This is a genomic window from Variovorax boronicumulans, assembly GCF_029892485.1.
Lineage (GTDB): Bacteria > Pseudomonadota > Gammaproteobacteria > Burkholderiales > Burkholderiaceae_C > Variovorax > Variovorax boronicumulans_B.
On record NZ_JARXVG010000003.1, the window covers coordinates 174,501 to 191,303 of the forward strand.

The 16,803-nt window shown below is 66.0% G+C and carries 24 protein-coding genes; 14 read left to right on the forward strand and 10 right to left on the reverse strand.

Annotated elements, in window-relative coordinates:
* Window positions 1-55 precede the first annotated feature (55 nt).
* The 10 genes from M2282_RS08675 to M2282_RS08720 all read left to right on the forward strand — a co-directional run bounded on the left by M2282_RS08675 (window position 56) and on the right by M2282_RS08720 (window position 5,752).
* Entirely contained in the window at window positions 56-325 is a 270-nt protein-coding gene (locus M2282_RS08675; RefSeq protein WP_280808372.1) for a type II toxin-antitoxin system prevent-host-death family antitoxin, read from the forward strand.
* A 6-nt stretch (window positions 326-331) separates the two neighbouring features.
* Window positions 332-649 (forward strand): CcdB family protein, encoded by a 318-nt coding sequence (locus M2282_RS08680; protein WP_280808373.1) that lies wholly within the window; start codon window positions 332-334, stop codon window positions 647-649.
* An 8-nt stretch (window positions 650-657) separates the two neighbouring features.
* Window positions 658-1,119 carry a dihydroneopterin triphosphate diphosphatase gene (gene nudB / locus M2282_RS08685; protein ID WP_432422883.1) on the forward strand — a complete coding sequence of 154 codons (462 nt, stop codon included), beginning with the start codon at window positions 658-660 and terminating at the stop codon, window positions 1,117-1,119.
* Window positions 1,116-1,883 (forward strand): endonuclease/exonuclease/phosphatase family protein, encoded by a 768-nt coding sequence (locus M2282_RS08690; RefSeq protein ID WP_280808374.1) that lies wholly within the window; start codon window positions 1,116-1,118, stop codon window positions 1,881-1,883. Before nudB ends, M2282_RS08690 begins: the two co-directional genes overlap by 4 nt.
* A 73-nt stretch (window positions 1,884-1,956) precedes the next feature.
* On the forward strand, window positions 1,957-2,688 hold the full coding sequence (gene folE, locus M2282_RS08695; RefSeq protein WP_280808375.1) for a GTP cyclohydrolase I: 732 nt from the start codon (window positions 1,957-1,959) through the stop codon (window positions 2,686-2,688).
* 2 nt (window positions 2,689-2,690) lie between these two features.
* Window positions 2,691-3,113, forward strand: coding sequence for a BLUF domain-containing protein (locus M2282_RS08700; protein ID WP_013543155.1), 423 nt, complete (start codon window positions 2,691-2,693; stop codon window positions 3,111-3,113).
* A gap of 9 nt (window positions 3,114-3,122) precedes the next feature.
* On the forward strand, window positions 3,123-4,004 hold the full coding sequence (locus tag M2282_RS08705) for a DMT family transporter (protein ID WP_280808376.1): 882 nt from the start codon (window positions 3,123-3,125) through the stop codon (window positions 4,002-4,004).
* An 11-nt stretch (window positions 4,005-4,015) separates the two neighbouring features.
* A complete protein-coding gene (locus M2282_RS08710; protein WP_280808377.1) occupies window positions 4,016-4,837 on the forward strand; it encodes a DUF429 domain-containing protein in 822 nt (273 codons plus the stop codon).
* 120 nt (window positions 4,838-4,957) lie between these two features.
* On the forward strand, window positions 4,958-5,155 hold the full coding sequence (locus M2282_RS08715) for a CsbD family protein (protein WP_280808378.1): 198 nt from the start codon (window positions 4,958-4,960) through the stop codon (window positions 5,153-5,155).
* A 78-nt stretch (window positions 5,156-5,233) separates the two neighbouring features.
* Window positions 5,234-5,752: a BON domain-containing protein gene (locus M2282_RS08720; RefSeq protein ID WP_280808379.1), complete on the forward strand. Its 519-nt coding sequence runs from the start codon at window positions 5,234-5,236 to the stop codon at window positions 5,750-5,752.
* Between the two features lie 84 nt (window positions 5,753-5,836).
* Here M2282_RS08720 and M2282_RS08725 read toward each other — a convergent pair whose 3' ends face one another.
* The 6 genes from M2282_RS08725 to M2282_RS08750 form a co-directional block, all read right to left on the reverse strand.
* Window positions 5,837-6,400 (reverse strand): ferritin-like domain-containing protein, encoded by a 564-nt coding sequence (locus M2282_RS08725; RefSeq protein ID WP_280808380.1) that lies wholly within the window; start codon window positions 6,398-6,400, stop codon window positions 5,837-5,839.
* On the reverse strand, window positions 6,397-6,906 hold the full coding sequence (locus M2282_RS08730; protein WP_280808381.1) for a hypothetical protein: 510 nt from the start codon (window positions 6,904-6,906) through the stop codon (window positions 6,397-6,399). Before M2282_RS08730 ends, M2282_RS08725 begins: the two co-directional genes overlap by 4 nt.
* Window positions 6,893-7,276: a phage holin family protein gene (locus M2282_RS08735; RefSeq protein ID WP_280808382.1), complete on the reverse strand. Its 384-nt coding sequence runs from the start codon at window positions 7,274-7,276 to the stop codon at window positions 6,893-6,895. The genes M2282_RS08730 and M2282_RS08735 overlap by 14 nt, the downstream gene beginning before the upstream one ends.
* 38 nt (window positions 7,277-7,314) lie before the next feature.
* Entirely contained in the window at window positions 7,315-7,692 is a 378-nt protein-coding gene (locus tag M2282_RS08740) for a hypothetical protein (RefSeq protein ID WP_280808383.1), read from the reverse strand.
* Window positions 7,693-7,746: 54 nt separating this feature from the next.
* On the reverse strand, window positions 7,747-7,911 hold the full coding sequence (locus tag M2282_RS08745) for a DUF1328 domain-containing protein (protein WP_013543146.1): 165 nt from the start codon (window positions 7,909-7,911) through the stop codon (window positions 7,747-7,749).
* Window positions 7,912-8,119: 208 nt separating this feature from the next.
* On the reverse strand, window positions 8,120-9,439 hold the full coding sequence (locus tag M2282_RS08750; protein ID WP_280808384.1) for a CHASE3 domain-containing protein: 1,320 nt from the start codon (window positions 9,437-9,439) through the stop codon (window positions 8,120-8,122).
* A gap of 130 nt (window positions 9,440-9,569) precedes the next feature.
* Here M2282_RS08750 and M2282_RS08755 point away from each other — a divergent pair, with 130 nt between their 5' ends.
* A complete protein-coding gene (locus M2282_RS08755) occupies window positions 9,570-10,202 on the forward strand; it encodes a response regulator (RefSeq protein WP_007837167.1) in 633 nt (210 codons plus the stop codon).
* Here M2282_RS08755 and M2282_RS08760 read toward each other — a convergent pair.
* Window positions 10,192-10,611, reverse strand: a complete 420-nt coding sequence (locus M2282_RS08760; RefSeq protein ID WP_280808386.1) for a response regulator — start codon at window positions 10,609-10,611, stop codon at window positions 10,192-10,194. The two genes, M2282_RS08755 and M2282_RS08760, sit on opposite strands and share 11 nt — an antisense overlap.
* A 236-nt stretch (window positions 10,612-10,847) precedes the next feature.
* Between M2282_RS08760 and M2282_RS08765 the strand changes: the two genes are divergently transcribed.
* Complete coding sequence (locus tag M2282_RS08765) at window positions 10,848-12,860, forward strand: AsmA family protein (protein ID WP_280808387.1); 2,013 nt, start codon at window positions 10,848-10,850, stop codon at window positions 12,858-12,860.
* A 3-nt stretch (window positions 12,861-12,863) separates the two neighbouring features.
* On the opposite strand, the gene M2282_RS08770 is transcribed toward M2282_RS08765, so the two are convergent.
* From M2282_RS08770 to gpmA, 3 genes are all read right to left on the reverse strand, one after another.
* Entirely contained in the window at window positions 12,864-13,628 is a 765-nt protein-coding gene (locus M2282_RS08770; protein WP_280808388.1) for a HesA/MoeB/ThiF family protein, read from the reverse strand.
* A gap of 76 nt (window positions 13,629-13,704) precedes the next feature.
* Complete coding sequence (locus tag M2282_RS08775) at window positions 13,705-15,147, reverse strand: S41 family peptidase (RefSeq protein WP_280808712.1); 1,443 nt, start codon at window positions 15,145-15,147, stop codon at window positions 13,705-13,707.
* A 106-nt stretch (window positions 15,148-15,253) separates the two neighbouring features.
* Entirely contained in the window at window positions 15,254-15,997 is a 744-nt protein-coding gene (gene gpmA, locus M2282_RS08780; protein ID WP_013543140.1) for a 2,3-diphosphoglycerate-dependent phosphoglycerate mutase, read from the reverse strand.
* 105 nt (window positions 15,998-16,102) lie between these two features.
* Between gpmA and M2282_RS08785 the strand changes: the two genes are divergently transcribed.
* Together M2282_RS08785 and grxC are read left to right on the forward strand one after the other, a co-directional pair.
* Window positions 16,103-16,486 (forward strand): rhodanese-like domain-containing protein, encoded by a 384-nt coding sequence (locus tag M2282_RS08785; protein WP_218104659.1) that lies wholly within the window; start codon window positions 16,103-16,105, stop codon window positions 16,484-16,486.
* A gap of 21 nt (window positions 16,487-16,507) precedes the next feature.
* Window positions 16,508-16,768, forward strand: a complete 261-nt coding sequence (grxC, locus tag M2282_RS08790; RefSeq protein WP_280808389.1) for a glutaredoxin 3 — start codon at window positions 16,508-16,510, stop codon at window positions 16,766-16,768.
* Window positions 16,769-16,803: the final 35 nt, after the last annotated feature.

The following is a 16,803-nucleotide window of genomic DNA, read 5'->3' on the forward strand; positions in this document are numbered from 1 at the left end:
GTTGGCACGGGCAGGGCGATTGGCTAAAATGGCTAATCACTTCCCGGAGCCAGCCATGCAGATCACCGCCACCGAAGCCAAGAACCGATTCGGCTACTACCTCGGCCAGGCCGAGCGCGAACCGGTGCACGTGATGAAGAACGACCGCGTGGCGGTCGTTCTTGTTTCTGCAGCGCGCTTTGCCGAGCTCGAAGCGCTTGAAAATCAGAAGTCGATGGCGCAGCGCAAGCGCGAGTTCAACGAGGAATACAAGGACTGGATTGCTGCGCAGAACGAGCTGGTCGAGACGCACGGCATCTTCGGCGAAAACTTTCGCCCCTGGTAAGCACCTGTGGCGCAATTCGACATTTACGCCAATCCCGACAAGGCCCAACGCACCGCATTCCCGTGGTGCGTCGACATGCAAAGCGACCTGCTCGGCGTGTTGCCGACGCGGTTGGTCATGCCGCTGACCACCCAGAAGTACCTGCCGGCCAAGGCGCCGCGCCGGCTGTGTCCGCTCGTCCAATGGGACGGCGAGACTTTTTTTGCGTTGCCTCAGATGACCGCGCCTTTCCGGGTGAAAGACCTGGGCACCGCGAAAGGCAATGTGCGCCTGGCGTCGAATGACCTGGTGGCTGCGCTCGACGCGGTCATCAGCGGCGTCTGAACACTGCTGTGAAGCCATTCAAGATTCCCGAATCGGTGCTGGTCGTGATCCATACGCCGGCGCTCGATGTGTTGCTGATCCGGCGTGCCGATGCCAACGAGTTCTGGCAATCGGTCACCGGCAGCAAGGACACGGTCGATGAGCCGCTCGCGCTCACCGCGGCGCGCGAGGTGGCCGAGGAAACCGGCATCGAATGCGGCGAGGGCACCGTGCTGGCCTCGCAGCTGGTCGACTGGCAGCTGCGCAACATCTACGAGATCTACCCGGGCTGGCGCGCGCGCTACGAGCCCGGCATCACGCACAACACCGAGCACCTGTTCGGCCTCTGCGTGCCCGAGCGAATGACGCCCCGGCTCGATCCGCGCGAACACACAGACTGGAAATGGCTGCCGTACCGCGAGGCGGCCGATGCCTGTTTTTCCCCGTCGAACGCCGAAGCCATTCTGTTGCTGCCAGAATTTGCGCGATGAACCAGCCGGCAGCATCCGCAGCGCACAACCTCCGGGTCGCGACCTACAACATCCACAAGGGTGTGCAGGGCATCGGGCCCGCCCGGCGCCTGGAGATCCACAACCTCGGCCACGCCATCGAACAACTCGATGCCGACATCATCTGCCTGCAAGAGGTGCGCAAGATGAACCGCCAGGCTGCGGCCCGCTTCGCGCGCTGGCCCGAGCTGCCCCAGGCCGACTTCCTCGCACCCGAGGGCTACACCGCGGTCTACGAGACCAACGCCGTCACCCGCCATGGCGAGCACGGCAATGCGCTGCTCACGCGCTGGCCCGTGATCCGCACCGGCCACCAGGACATCTCCGACCACCGCTTCGAGCAACGCGGGCTGCTGCACGTCGTGATCGACGTCGAAGGCCAGCCGGTGCATGCCATCGTGGTGCACCTGGGCCTCATCAAGGGCAGCCGCGTGCGGCAGATCGCGCGCCTGCGCGAGTTCATCGACCGCGAGGTGCCGGCCGACGAGGCGGTGGTGGTAGCCGGCGATTTCAACGACTGGGGTGCGCGCATGCGCTACGCCATGAACGCAATGGGCCTGCGCGATGCCAGCGACCTGCGCGGCCCGCGCACGCTCACCTACCCCTCGCGGCTGCCGGTGGCGCAGCTCGATTTCGTCTACGGCCGCAAGCTCGAACCGCTCTCTTGCACCGTGCCGCGTGGCCCGATCTGGGCCCGCATGTCCGATCACCTGCCGCTGGTAGCCGATTTCTCGCTACCTAATTGATAGCATCTCTCCGAGAAGGGGCGGGCATTGCAGCCCGAATGCCCTGGAGTCATTCACTGGTACGATCCCCGCCATGCTGAGGAAAACCGACGTCGAACCGCTCCCCGATCGAAAAGACGATGACGAGGGCACCCCCGTCTCCGTCAAGATCCGCGAGCGCCTGACCGCAGCGCGAAAGCGCTTCAACGCCAACGACAACATCGCCGAGTTCATCCAGCCCGGCGAACTGGAGTCGCTGCTCGACGAGGTCGAGGTCAAGATGAAGGCCGTGCTCGAGAGCCTCGTCATCGACGTGGCGAACGACCACAACACCGACAACACCGCGCGCCGCGTGGCCAAGATGTACCTCAACGAGGTATTTCGCGGCCGCTACGTGCCGCCGCCCGCGCTCACCGAATTCCCCAACGCCGAGCACCTGAACGAGCTGATGATCGTCGGCCCGATCACCGTGCGCAGCGCCTGCTCGCACCACTTCTGCCCGATCATCGGCAAGCTCTGGATCGGCGTGATGCCCAACGAGCACACCAACGTGATCGGCCTGTCGAAGTACGCGCGCCTGGCCGAATGGGTCATGGGCCGTCCGCAGATCCAGGAAGAAGCCGTGGTGCAACTGGCCGACCTGATCCAGGAAAAGACGCAGCCCGACGGCCTCGCGCTCGTCATGGAAGCCGAACACTTCTGCATGGCCTGGCGCGGCGTGAAGGAAATGGACAGCAAGATGATCAACTCCGTGATGCGCGGCGTGTTTCTGAAGGACCCGAGCCTGCGCCGCGAATTCCTTTCCCTGTTGCCCAGAAAGAGCTGAACATGCTGGTCCGTCTTCTCTACGCGAGCCGCGCCGTCGACACCAGCCCCGCGGCCATCGAGGCGATCCTTGCGAAATCGCGCACGCACAACCCGGCGTGCGGCATCACCGGCATCCTCTGCTATGGCGCCGGCACCTTTCTGCAGGCGATCGAGGGCGGGCGCGACGCCATCAGCGATCTCTACGGCCACATCCAGCGCGATGCGCGCCATAAAGACGTGGTGCTGCTGCACTATGAAGAAATCTCCGAGCGCCGTTTCGGCGGCTGGACGATGGGGCAGGTCAACCTCTCGAAGCTCAATGCCTCGACGCTGCTCAAGTATTCCGAGAAGCCCGAGCTCGACCCGTACAAGGTCTCGGGCAAGGTCTCGCTGGCGCTGCTGGAAGAACTGATGGCCACCGCCGCCATCGTCGGCCGCCACTAGTCTTCAGGGGTGCCGCTTTCCGCCTTCGCGCTGATCCTGCTGGCCGGGGTCATTCATGCCAGCTGGAACATTGCCGCCAAGAAGGCGAACGGTGATGCGCGCTTCGCGTTCCAGAGCGGCGTGTTCATGGCCGTGGTGTGGGCGCCCGTGGGCATCACGCTGGGCTGGAGCGTCGTGCCGACCTGGGGCGCGAAGGAGTGGGGCTTCATCGCGCTGAGCGGCGTACTGCACGTCTTCTATTACGTCGTGCTGCTGCGCGGCTACCGCAAGTCAGACCTCACGGTGGTGTATCCGCTGGCGCGCGGCTCGGGGCCGCTGCTGTCGTCGTTGGTGGCTATCCTGTTCCTCGGCGAGAAGATCAGCCTCGTCGGCGTGGCCGGCATCTTCGGCGTGGTGCTCGGCGTGTTCCTCGTCGCCGGCGGGCCGCGCCTGTTCCACAAGAAGCACGACCCGGTGCAGCGCGAGCGGGTGCAGAAGGGCATCCGCTACGGTGTGCTGACGGGTGCGTTCATTGCGGCCTACACGGTGACCGACAGCTACGCGGTCAAGTTCCTCGCGATGTCGCCGATCCTGCTCGACTACATGAGCAACTTCGTGCGCCTCGTGCTGCTGCTCCCGGCTGCGCTGCACGACCGTGCGACGACCGCGCGCATGTGGCGCGCGCAATGGAAGTACGCGCTGCTGGTGGCAGCGATCAGCCCGGTTTCGTATGTGCTGGTGCTGTACGCGGTACAGCAGGCGCCGATCTCGCACGTTGCGCCGGCACGCGAGGTCTCGATGCTGTTCGCCGCGCTGATCGGCGGCCACCTGCTGCGCGAAGGCGACCGGATGCTGCGTCTGCTCGGTGCGCTCTTCATCGCCGCGGGCGTCGTGGCGCTCGCGCTGGGGTGAGCAGGCCGGCCATGCTCTTCGGCTGCGATTTCTCGAGCGCACCGACCACCCGCAAGCCAATCGTGGTGGCTGTCGGGGAAATCGCCGGGCCAGGCAGCGTCGCGCTCACGGGCCTGCAGCGTTTTGCGACGCTCGACGCCTGGAGCCGATGGCTGCGCGAAACGCCGGCATGGGTCGGCGGTTTCGACTTTCCGTTCAGCCTGCCGCGCGAACTCGTCGAGCACCTGAAATGGCCGACGGAGTGGGCGCCGCTGATGACGCACTACGCGAGCCTGAGCCGCGCCGAGATCCGCGAGACCTTCGCTGGCTTCTGCGCCGCCCGGCCGGTCGGCGGCAAGTTCGCGCACCGGGCCACCGACGGGCCCGCGGGTTCGAGCACATCGATGAAGTGGGTCAACCCGCCGGTCGCCTTCATGCTGCATGCCGGCGTGCCGCCGCTGGTGGCTGCCGGGGCCGGCCTTCCGGGCCTGCACATCGGCGACCAAAACGGCCGTATCGCGCTGGAGGCCTACCCGGGCCTGCTGGCGCGCGAGCTGATCGGGCGCCGCAGCTACAAGAGCGACGAGTCGGCAAAGCAGACGCCCGAGCGGCTCGCCGCCCGCACCGACCTGCTCGCCGCGCTGGAGGCGGGCACCACACGGCTGGGCTTGCGGCTGCTGCTGGATGCCGAACGGCGTGCCGAATTGCTCCTCGACGGCCGCGGGGACGATCTCGATGCCGTGCTTTGTCTGCTGCAGGCCGCCTGGGGGCTCGAACGGGCCGCGAGCCCGGGCCCGGGCTACGGATTGCCAGCGTCCTTCGACCCGCTTGAAGGATGGATCGTCACGGCTTGAGCCTTGTTGTCCTACGTTGCTTCGAGCCTCCGGCGACGCTCCGCCGCGCCGTACGGCCACTAGATTGAAGGAAGTGGGCCATCTTGCCCACCCGTGTCATCTACTCAGGAAGGAACCGATATGAACAAGGACCAAGTGGCAGGCCGCGTCGAGGAAGCCAAGGGCAAGCTCAAGGAAGTGACCGGCAAGGTCGTCGGCAATGAGAGGCTCGAGGGCGAAGGCGTGGGCGACCAGGCCGCCGGCAAGGTACAGAAGACCTACGGCGACGTGAAGGAAAAGGCCAAGGACGCCATCAAGTCGGGCGCCGACAAGCTGTGACCGACCCAGGTTGCGCCGCACCAGGCGCAACCCTTTTCTCGTTCCATTTCCATGCGAACGATCGACAGGAGGATTTCAATGAACAAACCCCATCCACCCATCGCCATGCCGTCTTCGCGCGCATGGCTCGCCGTGCTCGTGGCCGGTGCCGCGCTGACGCTGGCTGCCTGCGACAAGTCGGACAACCGCACGGCCGGTGAAAAGCTGGACAGCGCGGTCGCCAAGACCGAGCAAGCGGCCGAAACCGCTGCCACCAAGACTGGGGAAGCCGTGAAGGATGCCAAGGCGAAGGTCGATGCCTCCGGAACCACCTCCGAGGTGAAGGAAGGCATGGCCAACGTGAAGGCGGCTGCCAAGGACGCTGGCGCCGCCGTGAGCGCGACGGTGGACGACGCGGCCATCACCGCATCGGTGTCCGCGGGCCTCGCGAAGGATCCGGACCTGAGCGCGATCAAGATCAACGTGGACACCAAGGGCGGTGCCGTGAGCCTGAAGGGGCCGGCACCCACGGCAGCGGCAAAGGCCCGCGCCGAGGAAATCGCCAAGGGCGTGCAGGGCGTGACCTCGGTGAGCAACGAACTTGAAGTGAAGAGCTGATCGTTCAGCTCCGCCCCAATGAAAAAGCCCGGTTCGTCCGGGCTTTTTCATGGGCGGGCCGCTGGGGCCCGGGTGTTCGGCCGGTCAGTGGCCCAGCCAGTCCTTCAACTCGTCGGCATGCTCTTCCTCGTCAGAAAGAATGTCTTCGAGCATGCGGCGGGTGGTCGGGTCCTTGTCGCCGATCAGCGCGATCATCTGGCGGTACGTCTCGACGGCAATGCGTTCGGCCACGAGGTTGGCGCGCACCATGGCCTGCAGGTCGGTCGATTCGTCGTAGGCCGCATGGCTGCGTTCCAACAAATGGGTCGGCGCGAAATCGGGCTCGCCACCCAGCTGCACGATGCGCTCGGCAATGCGATCGGCGTGGGCCGATTCTTCGTTGGCATGCACCAGGAACTCTTCGGCGATCGCCGGGGACTCGACGCCATTGGCGGTGAAGTAGTGCCGCTTGTAGCGCAGCACGCAGACGAGTTCGGTGGCGAGCGCGTCGTTCAGCAGCTTGACGACGTCGTCGCGCCACGGCCCGTAGCTCGGTGTGACGGCGCCTTCGTCGAGGCTCTTGCCGGCGGCGTCGATGGCGTTCTGGTCGAGCACCAGGGGCTCGTACGGCTGCGCTGCGCTGCGGGATGAGGAAGCGTCTGCATTCATGGGGTGTCCTTTCGTGGGGGGCTTGTGGTCTTTTGCATCAACGTGTTGACAACATCGGCCACGTCGGATGTCTTGAGCACCGCTGCCAGCACGGCAGTGACCGACAGCAGCCGCCACGGCTTCACGAGCACCAGCAATGCGCCGGTGGCCGCAGCCGCCGCCATGAGCTTGGCCGGCTCCTTGCGCGCGTAGTGTTCGAGCAAGGGGCGGGCGAGCTGACCCATGGCGTGGGCAGGATGTCGGCGCCACCAGCGCTGTGCCACGCTTCGCGCCACGGACGCCCAGACGTTGCGCCTTCCGTGCGCGCGGGCTTCTTCATGACCTGGCCCGGTCGAGGCATCGTGGTGCGCGTATTCGAGGTCGTCGTCGAATTCGGGAGCCGGGTACCGCGCGTCCTGGTCCTCGCGCGTGTCGGCATCGCCGCCCTGGAGTTGCCTCACCAGTGCGCGGCGCGAAATGGCCAGGCGCTGTTGCGGGGTCAGCAGGGGACGTTCAACGCTGGTCATGGTCAACTCCGGCGGCATGCAGGGCCCGCAGGTCGGCCTCGACTTGCGAACGAAGGTCTTCGAAGCCGTAGCTCGGGCTGGGCCTGGTCGCGTACCAGCCGCAGAGGGCCGCGATCACCACGGCCACGCCCGGCACGGCCACCAGCACCCAGTGAAAGGTGCCGTGGAGCACGCCGAGCAGCACGGCCACACCGATCAGCCCGAGGGCCAGCATGACGCTGGCTGCCGCCAGCACGCCCGCGACGATGCGGGCGACGAGGCCGCGCCCCGCCTGCGCAGTTTCCTGGCGGACGAGGGCGGCGTAATTGGCCAGGTGATCGGCGAGCAGTTCCGGATGCCCGAGCACCGTGGAAAAAATCGGATGGAGCATGGTGCCGGGGATCGAGGTAACGAAGAAGCGTCAGCAGATCAGTAGTCGTCCCGGCTGCGGCGGCTGGCCAGCACGATGAGTGCGGTGATGGCAGCGCCGGCAGCGGCGGCCAGCAGCACCGAACGAACGGGCTGGTCGGAGATGTAGCGGCCGGTGACGTCGGCGGCCGCTTCGAGGCGGCGCTGTGCGCGTGCACTGGTGGTCGAGGCGGCGTCCAGGCCGCGCTGCACGGCTTGCTGCACCCGCGCTGCGAGCTGTTCGACGGCCGGCTCGGTATCGCGGCGCAGTTCGCGGACCTTTTCGCCGGCTGCGTTCACTGCGTTCTGTGCGTAGGCGCGGGTGGATTCGACCGCATCGTTGGCGGTCTGGCGTGCGTCGTCGGCGAGTTGCGAGGCAGTCTTGGTCGTCGTGTTCATGTGAAAGTCCTTTCAGGGGAGATGAAATGCGGGAGCCTGTTGATCGTAACGACGCTACTTGCGTCGTAGCAAGCCGGCCAGGAAGCTCGCGATGGCCAGCACGGCGAAGATCACGAAAAGGATCTTGGCGATCCCGACCGCACTGGCCGCAATGCCGCCGAAGCCGAACAGGGCGGCGATCAGCGCAATGACCAGAAACACCACGGCGTAATGCAACATGTGGAACTCCTTCGAGGCTTCCCTCGGTGTTTTTGAAACGGCGCATCCGGACTTCATGGGAAGCAACGGATGGCACAGGAGCAACCTTAAGTGGGGGCCTGCCGGCACCCTGTCAGCGACCGGGGGCGTGGTGCGTAGGAGATGGCCGAGTCCCCGCGAAGCGCGGTCGTGAAGGAGTGCCGTTCCTCGCGAACAGCTTCGGCAGGCTTCAGGTCGCCCTGACGACCGGAAGCATCGCGCTCAAGCGCGTGCCCTTGTCCGGGGTCGAGGAAATCGTGAGCTTGCCGCGCGCCGCCTCGACCCGGTGGCGCATGCCCGCGAGGCCGTGCGTGGACGGGCGCATGCGCTGCGTATCGAAGCCCTTGCCGTTGTCCGTGACCTCCACGATCACGTGGTTCTCGTAGTTCTTCATCACGATGGTTGCTTCGCTCGCCTCGGCGTACTTGCCGATGTTGGTCAGGCTCTCCTGCACCATGCGGTAGATCGTGAGCTGGCGCGACTCGTCCAGCGTCACCGGTTCCAGCGCCATGTCGATCTGCAGCCCCGAGCGCTCGGCGAATTCGCGCCCCAGGATCTCCAGCGATGCCACCAGCCCCAGGTTCGAGAGCGAGGAGGGCCGCAGGTCCTCGATGATGCGGCGCTTGAGCGCGATACCGCTGTTGAGCAGTTCGGTCAGGTGCTGCAGCCGCTGGATGGCGTCGGGCGAATCGGCGAGCCGCGACTTCAGGCGCGCCACGTCCAGCTTGGCCGCGGTGAGCAGCGAACCGAGCTCGTCGTGCAGCTCGCGCGCCAGGTAGCCGCGCTCGGTTTCGCGCACGTCCTGCAGGTGGGTGGCCAGCTCGGCCAGCGAGGCGGTGCGCTCGCGCACCTCGTCTTCCAGCGCGTTGCGTTCGCGCTGCAGCGCCTCCTGCTGGCGCTCGCCGATGGAGCGCAGGGCATGCGTCTGCCGAAGGTAGAGGAAGAAGGCGATCAGCGCGGCCAACGCCACGATGGCCGTGCCGATGCGGGCGAGCTGCAGCGACCGGAGCACCTGCACCTGGCCCTCGTACAGGGTCTGGTTGCTCACCTTGACCAACTGGAGGGCGGTGGCGCGAATCGCGTCCATTTCCTCGCGCCCGACGTCCGTCGTGATGACGAACTTCCAGGCGTCTTCCTTGCCGTCCTGGCGCAGGCGCACGCTCATGTCCATTTCGGCCACCTTGCGCAGCACGTGCTTGGAGAGTTCGCCGATCTGGACGAGTTCGGCCGGCCGGTCGGCGTACAGCTGCCGAAGGGCCGCGAGATTGCCGTCGACCTGCTTGATCGCCGTGTCGTAGGGTTGCCGGTAGCTGGCCTCGCCCGTCAGCAGGTAGCCCCGCTGGCCGGTTTCGGCATCGAGCATGTTCTGCAGGATCTGGTTGACCACACCGCGCCCCTTCTGCGCCTCGTCGATGTCCGCCAGGGAGCGGGTGGACTGGCGAAAACCGGCCTCGTTGATGCCGATGAGGGCCAGCGCAGCCAGTGCTGCGAGCAACAGGCTCAAGGCCATTCGAGGGGGGGCTAACCAGTGCATGAAACTTTCAGGGCTGCGTTCGGCGCAAGTTCGTGAATAATTGACAACATTCAGGGACCGGCATGTTGCGGCCTAGATGCGCGCAACACAACGACGAAAGTAACAGATGATCAAAATCGGAATTGTGGACGACCACGCCATCGTGCGATCGGGGCTCCGGCAGTTCTTCTCCGAGCACGTGGATCTGCGCGTGGCGGGCGAAGCCGCCAGCGGACGCGAAGCCATCGAGCTCGTGCGGACCACCGAACTCGACGTGCTCGTGATGGACCTTTCCATGCCCGGGCAGAGCGGCATCGATGCCCTCGCGATGATCCGCGCCAAGGCACCGGACGTCGGGATCCTGATCCTGAGCGGCTACCCGGAAGAGCATTACGCGATGAACCTGATCCGCCAGGGCGCGAGCGGCTACCTGAACAAGGAGTGCGACCCGATCGAGATCGTGAACGCCATCCGCACCATTTCGCTGGGCCGCCGCTACATCACGCCCGCCGTGGCCGAACTGCTCGCGCGCCAGCTCGACCGCAAGGACGACGCCGCGCCGCACGAGCAACTCTCGGAACGCGAGTTCCAAGTGTTCCTGAAGCTGGCCAAGGGCGAGACCGCGGGCGACATCGCCAAGACGCTGTCGCTGTCGGTCAAGACGGTGAGCACCTATCGCACGCGCCTGATGGAGAAGATGAACCTCTCCTCCAACAGCGACCTGACCTACTACGCGCTGAAGAACAAGCTCATCGATTGAGCTTGTTCCCGGGCCCGGGCGGAGTGCGCAACGCCTCCGCTTGCAGGATGCAGAAATCGACCAGCGCATCGATTTCGTTCGACTTGTCGAACACAGCGTCGGCACCGAATTCGGCGCAGCGGCGCCGGATGTCGGGCGTTGCATAGTTGCTGAGCACCACCACCTTCTGGGTCGGGCTGCGTGCCTGGCAGGCCTGCAGAATGCCCAGGCCGCTTCCCTGCTTGAGAAAGAGGTCGACGATGGCCAGCTCCCACCGGTTGTCCGCGTCCAGCAGCCATGCGCGTGCCTGGGCTTCGGTCTCGGCGAATCCGATGACCGTGGCGCAGATGAGTTCTTCCAGCGTGCCAATGAGGTTTTCACGGATCGTGAGGTTGTCTTCGACGACATATGCCTGCAATCTGGAGTCCATGCCGAACCGCGCTTTCTCTCACGTTGGCAGGGGGATCTCGAACGCCCCGCTGTCGGGAATACCTTCAGCGAGAGATTGAGACTGCGCCGAAGCGCATCATGCAGGGTTCGCGCAACGGCTGTTGTAGGCGGGTTCCCACGAGGCGACTTGCAGCACAGCGCCCGTAGGCCATACCGCACGGTTGTTGCGGTCCGTTGCCGACCCCCGAACGACTCGAACAAGGTTATCCAGACGACATGGCTACGAACATCTTTCGCACTCGCCCGCTGTGGCAGAAGTTGCTGGCGTCGCTCGTGCTGCTGTTCGTGGCCTTGCTGATCGTCCTCATGTTCTTTCCGTGGGACGTGCTGCGGGAGCCGGTCAACCGCTACGTGAGCGAGAAGACCGGCCGCAAGTTCGAGATCACCCGGCGGCTCGACGTCGACCTCGACTGGCGTGCCGCGACAGTCAAGTTCGACGGCATCGAGTTCGCCAATCCTTCCTGGGCACGCGACCCCTACCTCGTGAAAGCCGAGCGTGCCGAGTTCGACATCCGGATCTGGCCGCTGGTCACCAGCAAGATCGTCATTCCGCGGCTGGCGCTTTTCTCGCCCACGCTCGGGCTGCAGATGGAACAGGACGGGCGCCGCACCTGGGCGTTCGGCAAGGACACCTCCGACGCGGGTACTGTGCCGAGCATCGGCCTCATGCAGATCGACAGCGGGGCCATCGACTTTCTCGCCAAGCACCTGGGCGTCGACCTGCACGCGGATGTGAACTACGACACCAGCCTGGGCTCGATGCCTCTCGGTTTCCGCATCAAGGGCCGCTACAAGGGCCAGCCGTTGACGGCCGACGGCCGCACAGGCAACGTGCTGCAGATCAACGCGGCGGGCGCGCCGCCGTTTCCGCTCGAGATCAATGCGGCCGCAGGGCAGACAAAGCTGAAGGCCTCCGGCACCGTGGCCGAACTCGCGGGGCTCGATGGCATCGACGCAAAATTCCAGCTACGGGGCCAGACCCTCGGCGCGCTGTTCCCGCTGCTGGGCATCGCGCTGCCGCAAACCTCGCCTTACGCGCTGAGCGGCGACCTGAGCAAGCGCGGCACGCTCTGGCAGGTGGCGGGACTCCAGGGAAAGCTGGGACTGTCCGACATCGCCGGCGACATGCGCTTCGACCAGGCCAGCCAGGTGCCGCATCTGGCCGGCGACTTGCGTTCCAAGGTCATGGACATGGACGACCTCGGCCCGCTCATCGGCCTGCCGCCCACCGAGCGGTCGGCCCGCGCGGTCGAAGGCGTCGCGCCGCCGCCGAGCATCACCCAGGTGAAGCGCCCGGCCGGCGGCAAGGTGCTGCCCACGGCGCCGCTGGACTTCGACCGACTGCGCGCCATGAACGCCGATGTGAAATACACGGCCGATCGCATCCAGAACGTGCGGGAGATCCCGCTCGACCGCGGCAGCGTGCAGGTGAAGCTGAAAGACGGCGTGCTCACGCTCGACCCGCTCGACCTGGGCATGGGTGGCGGCAAGCTGGCCGGCGCGATCCGCATCGATGCAGCGAAGAATCCGGCGGACATCCGCGCCTCGCTCGACCTGCGCGGCATGCAGCTCGCGCGCCTGTTCCCGAAGCTGGAAACCACCGGCAACAGCGTCGGCCGGCTCGACGGGCGGCTCAACCTGTCGGGCTCCGGCAATTCGGTGGCCACCTGGCTCGGCGGCTCGTCGGGGGACGTGGCGGTGCTGGCGGGGCGAGGCCAGTTCGGCAATCTGCTGCCGGTGTTCGCGACGCTGGTGGGTGGGGACATCATCAAGTTCCTGTTGCGCGGCGACCGCAATGTCGAACTGCGCTGCGCGGCCCTGGCATTCGATGTGAACAAGGGGCTGATGGTCGGGCGTACGCTTGTGGTGGACACGACCAACGCGGTGTTCCTCGCGACCGGGCAGGCCAACCTGGCGAACGAGACGCTGGACTTCGTGGTCCATCCGGAGCCCAAGTCCAAGAACATCCTCTCGCTGCGCACGCCGCTGGTCGTCGGCGGCACCTTCGGCGCGCCGTCGGGCGGAGTGGCCATGGCGCCATTGGCGGGGCGCGGCCTGGCTGCCCTTGCGCTCGGCGCGATCAATCCGCTGCTGGCACTGGCCGCGACGATCGAGACCGGACCGGGCCAGGACGCCGATTGCAAGGACGTGGTGGCCGGCGCCAACAAGCCGACCGCCGGCGCTGCGGCCAATGGCGCCGCCAGGGCCAAGGGCGCCAGGCAGCCCTGAGCCTCAGGGCAAGGTCGCCGGACGCTGCGCGCAGACGCTGCAGTGCGGATCGCGCGCGACGCGCAGCGTGTCGAAGCTGGTGCTGCGTCCGTCGAACATCAGCAGCTTGCCGGCGAGCGAAGGACCGATGCCCGCGAGCAGCTTCAATGCTTCGCTGGCCTGCAGCGTGCCGATGGTGCCGACGACCGGACCGAACACGCCGAGCACCGCACAGCGCGTTTCCTCGAAGACCGCATCGGGCGGGAACAGGCAGGCGTAGCAGGGGGAGGCCGCATCGCGGGTGTCGTACACGCTCAACTGGCCATCGAAACGGATGGCGGCGCCTGCCACCAGCGGTTTTCCATGGGCGACGCAAGCGCGGTTCACCGCGTGGCGCGTGGCGAAGTTGTCGCAGCAATCGACCACCACGTCGGCCGCCGCGACCAGGCGCGACAGCAGTGTTTCGTCGGCGCGCAGGGCGTGCGTTTCGATGGCGATGTCGGGGTTGATGTCGCGCATTGCCTGCGCGGCGGATTCGACCTTGGGGCTGCCCACGCGTGCATGGGTGTGGGCGACCTGGCGCTGGAGATTGGTGAGATCGACCTCGTCGTCGTCCACCAGCGTGATGTGGCCGACGCCGGCTGCCGCCAGATAAAGCGCGACCGGAGATCCCAGTCCGCCCGCACCGATGACCAAAGCGCGGCCGGCACTGACGCGCGCCTGGCCGTCGATGCCGAACTCTTCAAGCAGGATGTGCCGCGAATAGCGCAGCAGGTCGTGATCGTCCATGCGCGCCCGGGTCTTCGCGAATGAAAAAACCGCCGCCGGGGTGAACCGCACCTTGCGTGCGGCCCGCCTACCGGCTTCAGTTTTCCTTCTTCTCGTCCTTGTTCTCGACGATGACCTGCGTCTTGCTCACGAGCACAGGCTGGCCCTTGAGGCGGTTGAGCGCCTGCATCAGCGGGAAGTCCTTGTCGGTACCGAACTCGGGCGTCTTGCGGTCCTGCGGCGGCTTCTTGGCTTCTTCCTCGAGGCGCTTGCGGGCTTCGTCGCGGGCCTTTTCGCGTTCCGGGTCCTTGGTTTCCGGACCCTGGCCGCTGGCCAGGTGCTTTTCGAGGTCGGCCTCGCGCATGCGCAGGGCGGCGAACGGGCTGCCCTCGGCGCTTTCGTCCACCAGCACGTTAGGCACGATGCCCTTGGCCTGGATCGAGGTGCCGCTCGGCGTGTAGTAGCGCGCCGTGGTGATCTTCAGGCCCGTGTCCGGGCCGAGCGGGCGCACCGTTTGCACCGAGCCCTTGCCGAAGGTCTGGCTGCCCATGACGACCGCGCGCTTGTGGTCCTGCAGTGCGCCGGCCACGATTTCGCTGGCGGAGGCCGAGCCTTCGTTCACCAGCACCACCAGCGGCACGTTTTTCAGGGCCGCAGGCAGGTTGCGCAGCGGGTCGCTGCCGGAGCGGCGCTGGTAGAACTCGGGCGCCGCCTTGTAGACCGACTTGCTCTCGGCCAACTGGCCGTCGGTGGTCACCACCGTCACGTTTTCGGGCAGGAAGGCCGAAGACACCGCCACCGCCGCGTCGAGCAGGCCGCCCGGGTCGTTGCGCAGGTCGAGCACCAGGCCCTTCAAGTTCGGGTCTTCCTTGTACAGATCCTCGACCTTCTTCACGAAGTCGTCGACGGTGCGTTCCTGGAACTGCGACAGGCGGATCCAGCCGTAGCCAGGCTCCATGATCTTGCCGCGCACCGACTGGGTACGGATTTCTTCGCGCGTGATCGTGACCGGGAAGGTGCGGCTCTCGTCCTTGCGGAAGATGGTGAGCAGCACCTTGGTGTTGGCCTCGCCGCGCATGCGCTTGACGGCTTCGTTGAGCGAGAGGCCCCGCACGGCCGTGTCGTCGATCTTGGTGATCAGGTCGTTGGGCTTCAGGCCCGCACGGAAGGCCGGGGAGCCTTCGATGGGCGACACCACCTTGATGAGCCCGTCTTCCTGGGAAATCTCGATGCCGACGCCGACGAAGCGGCCGGTCGTGCCTTCCCTGAATTCCTTGAAGGACTTCTTGTCGAAGTATTGGGAATGCGGGTCGAGCCCGGCGACCATGCCGGAAATGGCGTCGGAAATGAGCTTCTTCTCGTCGACCGGCTCGACATAGTCGCTCTTGACCATGCCGAACACGGCAGCGAGCTGCTGCAATTCCTCGAGCGGGAGCGGCGCAAGCGATCCGCGTGCGACCGTCTGCAACGAGACGGTGGTCAGGACGCCAGCTACGGCGCCGGCGGCGACCCAGCCGGTGATCTTCAGTTTCTGGCCCATCATGAGTGGTTGTCCTTGTCGGCGGCTGTCGAACCAATATACACAGCTTGGAAGCAATTTGTTTGCCGGGGTTCCACGGGGGACCGGCACGCGGGGTTTTCTTTTTTCAGCCCTTGCCTTGCGAAGCCACCGCGGCGGCGGCCTTTTCGGCGGCTGCGGCATCGCCCAGGTAGTAATGGCGCAGGGGCTTGAGATCGTCGTCGAGCTCGTAGACCAGCGGAATGCCGTTCGGGATGTTCAGGCCGACGATGGCGTCGTCCGAGATGCCGTCCAGGTACTTCACCAGCGCCCGGATCGAGTTGCCGTGGGCCGCGACCACCAGGCGGCGCCCGGTGCGGATGGCCGGCGCCATCGATTCGTTCCAGAACGGCAGCACGCGCGCCACCGTGTCCTTGAGGCACTCGGTCAGCGGGATCTGCTCGGGCGAGAGCTTGGCGTAGCGCACGTCGCTGCGTTCGCTGCGCGGATCGTCCGCTTCCAGCGGCGGAGGGGGCGTGCTGTAGCTGCGGCGCCAGACCAGCACCTGCTCGTCGCCGTACTTCTTGGCGGTTTCGGCCTTGTTCAGGCCCTGCAGGCCGCCGTAGTGGCGCTCGTTCAGGCGCCAGGAGTGCACCACGGGCAGCCAGGTGCGGTCGAGTTCGTCCAGCGTGTGCCACAGCGTGCGGGTGGCGCGCTTCAGGACGCTGGTGTAGGCCACGTCGAAGTCGTAGCCCTCGGCCTTGAGCAGCCGGCCGGCCTGCTTGGCCTGCTCCACGCCGGTTTCGGTCAGATCGACATCGGTCCATCCGGTGAAGCGGTTTTCGAGATTCCAGGTCGATTCGCCATGGCGGATCAGTACCAGTTTGTGCATGTGGGAGGCCTTTGGAAGCGCTTGGGAAAACCAGCATTCTAAAATCCCGGGTTTGCCATCCAAGGAACCCCCGTGAAATTGATCGAATTCGTCACCGCGAACTGGATGCTGATCCTGATCGCACTCAGCTCGGGCGGCATGCTGGCCTGGCCGCTGATCCGGGGTTCTGGCGGTGGAACGCTCACCGCCCAGGGCGCCGTGCAGCTCATCAACCGCGAGCGCGCCGTGCTGGTCGACGTGCGCGAGCCCGAAGAATTCGCCACTGGCCACATGATCGGCGCCAAGAACGTGCCCCTGAACCAGCTCGACGAGAAGCTGGCCAGCACGGTCAAGAACAAGAACGTGCCACTCTTGCTGGTGTGCGCCACCGGCGCCCGCGCCCAGCGCGCCGTGGCCATGGCCAAGAAACTCGGCTACGAGCAGGCCCAAGCGGTTGCCGGCGGGCTCAAGGCCTGGAAAGAGGCTAATCTGCCTGTTGAAAAGGCCTGAAACCTCTACCAGATACAGCCTATGCAAGCAGTCAAGATGTACACCACCGCCGTTTGCCCCTACTGCACGCGTGCGAAGCAAATCCTCAAGTCCAAGGGCGTCGAGCAGATCGAAGAGATCCGCATCGACACGGACCCGGAGGCCCGCAACACCATGATGGAGATCACCCAGCGCCGCACGGTGCCGCAGATCTTCATCGGCGACACCCACGTGGGCGGCTGCGACGACCTCATGGCGCTCGACAGCCGCGGCGGCCTGGTCCCGCTGCTGCAAGGCGCCTGAAACACAAGGCGCCAGGAACGGTCTTGTGACCGGGC

What these genes read in the sequence shown, in the direction of transcription:
- M2282_RS08675 (WP_280808372.1), top strand. Translation starts at nt 56, where the DNA reads ATGCAGATCACCGCCACCGAAGCCAAGAACCGATTCGGCTACTACCTC.
- gpmA (WP_013543140.1), bottom strand. Translation starts at nt 15,997, where the DNA reads ATGCACAAACTGGTACTGATCCGCCATGGCGAATCGACCTGGAATCTC.
- M2282_RS08740 (WP_280808383.1), bottom strand. Translation starts at nt 7,692, where the DNA reads ATGAACACGACGACCAAGACTGCCTCGCAACTCGCCGACGACGCACGC.
- M2282_RS08745 (WP_013543146.1), bottom strand. Translation starts at nt 7,911, where the DNA reads ATGTTGCATTACGCCGTGGTGTTTCTGGTCATTGCGCTGATCGCCGCC.
- folE (WP_280808375.1), top strand. Translation starts at nt 1,957, where the DNA reads ATGCTGAGGAAAACCGACGTCGAACCGCTCCCCGATCGAAAAGACGAT.
- M2282_RS08755 (WP_007837167.1), top strand. Translation starts at nt 9,570, where the DNA reads ATGATCAAAATCGGAATTGTGGACGACCACGCCATCGTGCGATCGGGG.
- M2282_RS08690 (WP_280808374.1), top strand. Translation starts at nt 1,116, where the DNA reads ATGAACCAGCCGGCAGCATCCGCAGCGCACAACCTCCGGGTCGCGACC.
- M2282_RS08775 (WP_280808712.1), bottom strand. Translation starts at nt 15,147, where the DNA reads ATGGGCCAGAAACTGAAGATCACCGGCTGGGTCGCCGCCGGCGCCGTA.
- grxC (WP_280808389.1), top strand. Translation starts at nt 16,508, where the DNA reads ATGCAAGCAGTCAAGATGTACACCACCGCCGTTTGCCCCTACTGCACG.
- M2282_RS08730 (WP_280808381.1), bottom strand. Translation starts at nt 6,906, where the DNA reads ATGACCAGCGTTGAACGTCCCCTGCTGACCCCGCAACAGCGCCTGGCC.
- M2282_RS08715 (WP_280808378.1), top strand. Translation starts at nt 4,958, where the DNA reads ATGAACAAGGACCAAGTGGCAGGCCGCGTCGAGGAAGCCAAGGGCAAG.
- M2282_RS08765 (WP_280808387.1), top strand. Translation starts at nt 10,848, where the DNA reads ATGGCTACGAACATCTTTCGCACTCGCCCGCTGTGGCAGAAGTTGCTG.
- M2282_RS08760 (WP_280808386.1), bottom strand. Translation starts at nt 10,611, where the DNA reads ATGGACTCCAGATTGCAGGCATATGTCGTCGAAGACAACCTCACGATC.
- M2282_RS08720 (WP_280808379.1), top strand. Translation starts at nt 5,234, where the DNA reads ATGAACAAACCCCATCCACCCATCGCCATGCCGTCTTCGCGCGCATGG.
- M2282_RS08750 (WP_280808384.1), bottom strand. Translation starts at nt 9,439, where the DNA reads ATGGCCTTGAGCCTGTTGCTCGCAGCACTGGCTGCGCTGGCCCTCATC.
- M2282_RS08785 (WP_218104659.1), top strand. Translation starts at nt 16,103, where the DNA reads ATGCTGATCCTGATCGCACTCAGCTCGGGCGGCATGCTGGCCTGGCCG.
- M2282_RS08710 (WP_280808377.1), top strand. Translation starts at nt 4,016, where the DNA reads ATGCTCTTCGGCTGCGATTTCTCGAGCGCACCGACCACCCGCAAGCCA.
- M2282_RS08725 (WP_280808380.1), bottom strand. Translation starts at nt 6,400, where the DNA reads ATGAATGCAGACGCTTCCTCATCCCGCAGCGCAGCGCAGCCGTACGAG.
- M2282_RS08770 (WP_280808388.1), bottom strand. Translation starts at nt 13,628, where the DNA reads ATGGACGATCACGACCTGCTGCGCTATTCGCGGCACATCCTGCTTGAA.
- M2282_RS08735 (WP_280808382.1), bottom strand. Translation starts at nt 7,276, where the DNA reads ATGCTCCATCCGATTTTTTCCACGGTGCTCGGGCATCCGGAACTGCTC.
- M2282_RS08700 (WP_013543155.1), top strand. Translation starts at nt 2,691, where the DNA reads ATGCTGGTCCGTCTTCTCTACGCGAGCCGCGCCGTCGACACCAGCCCC.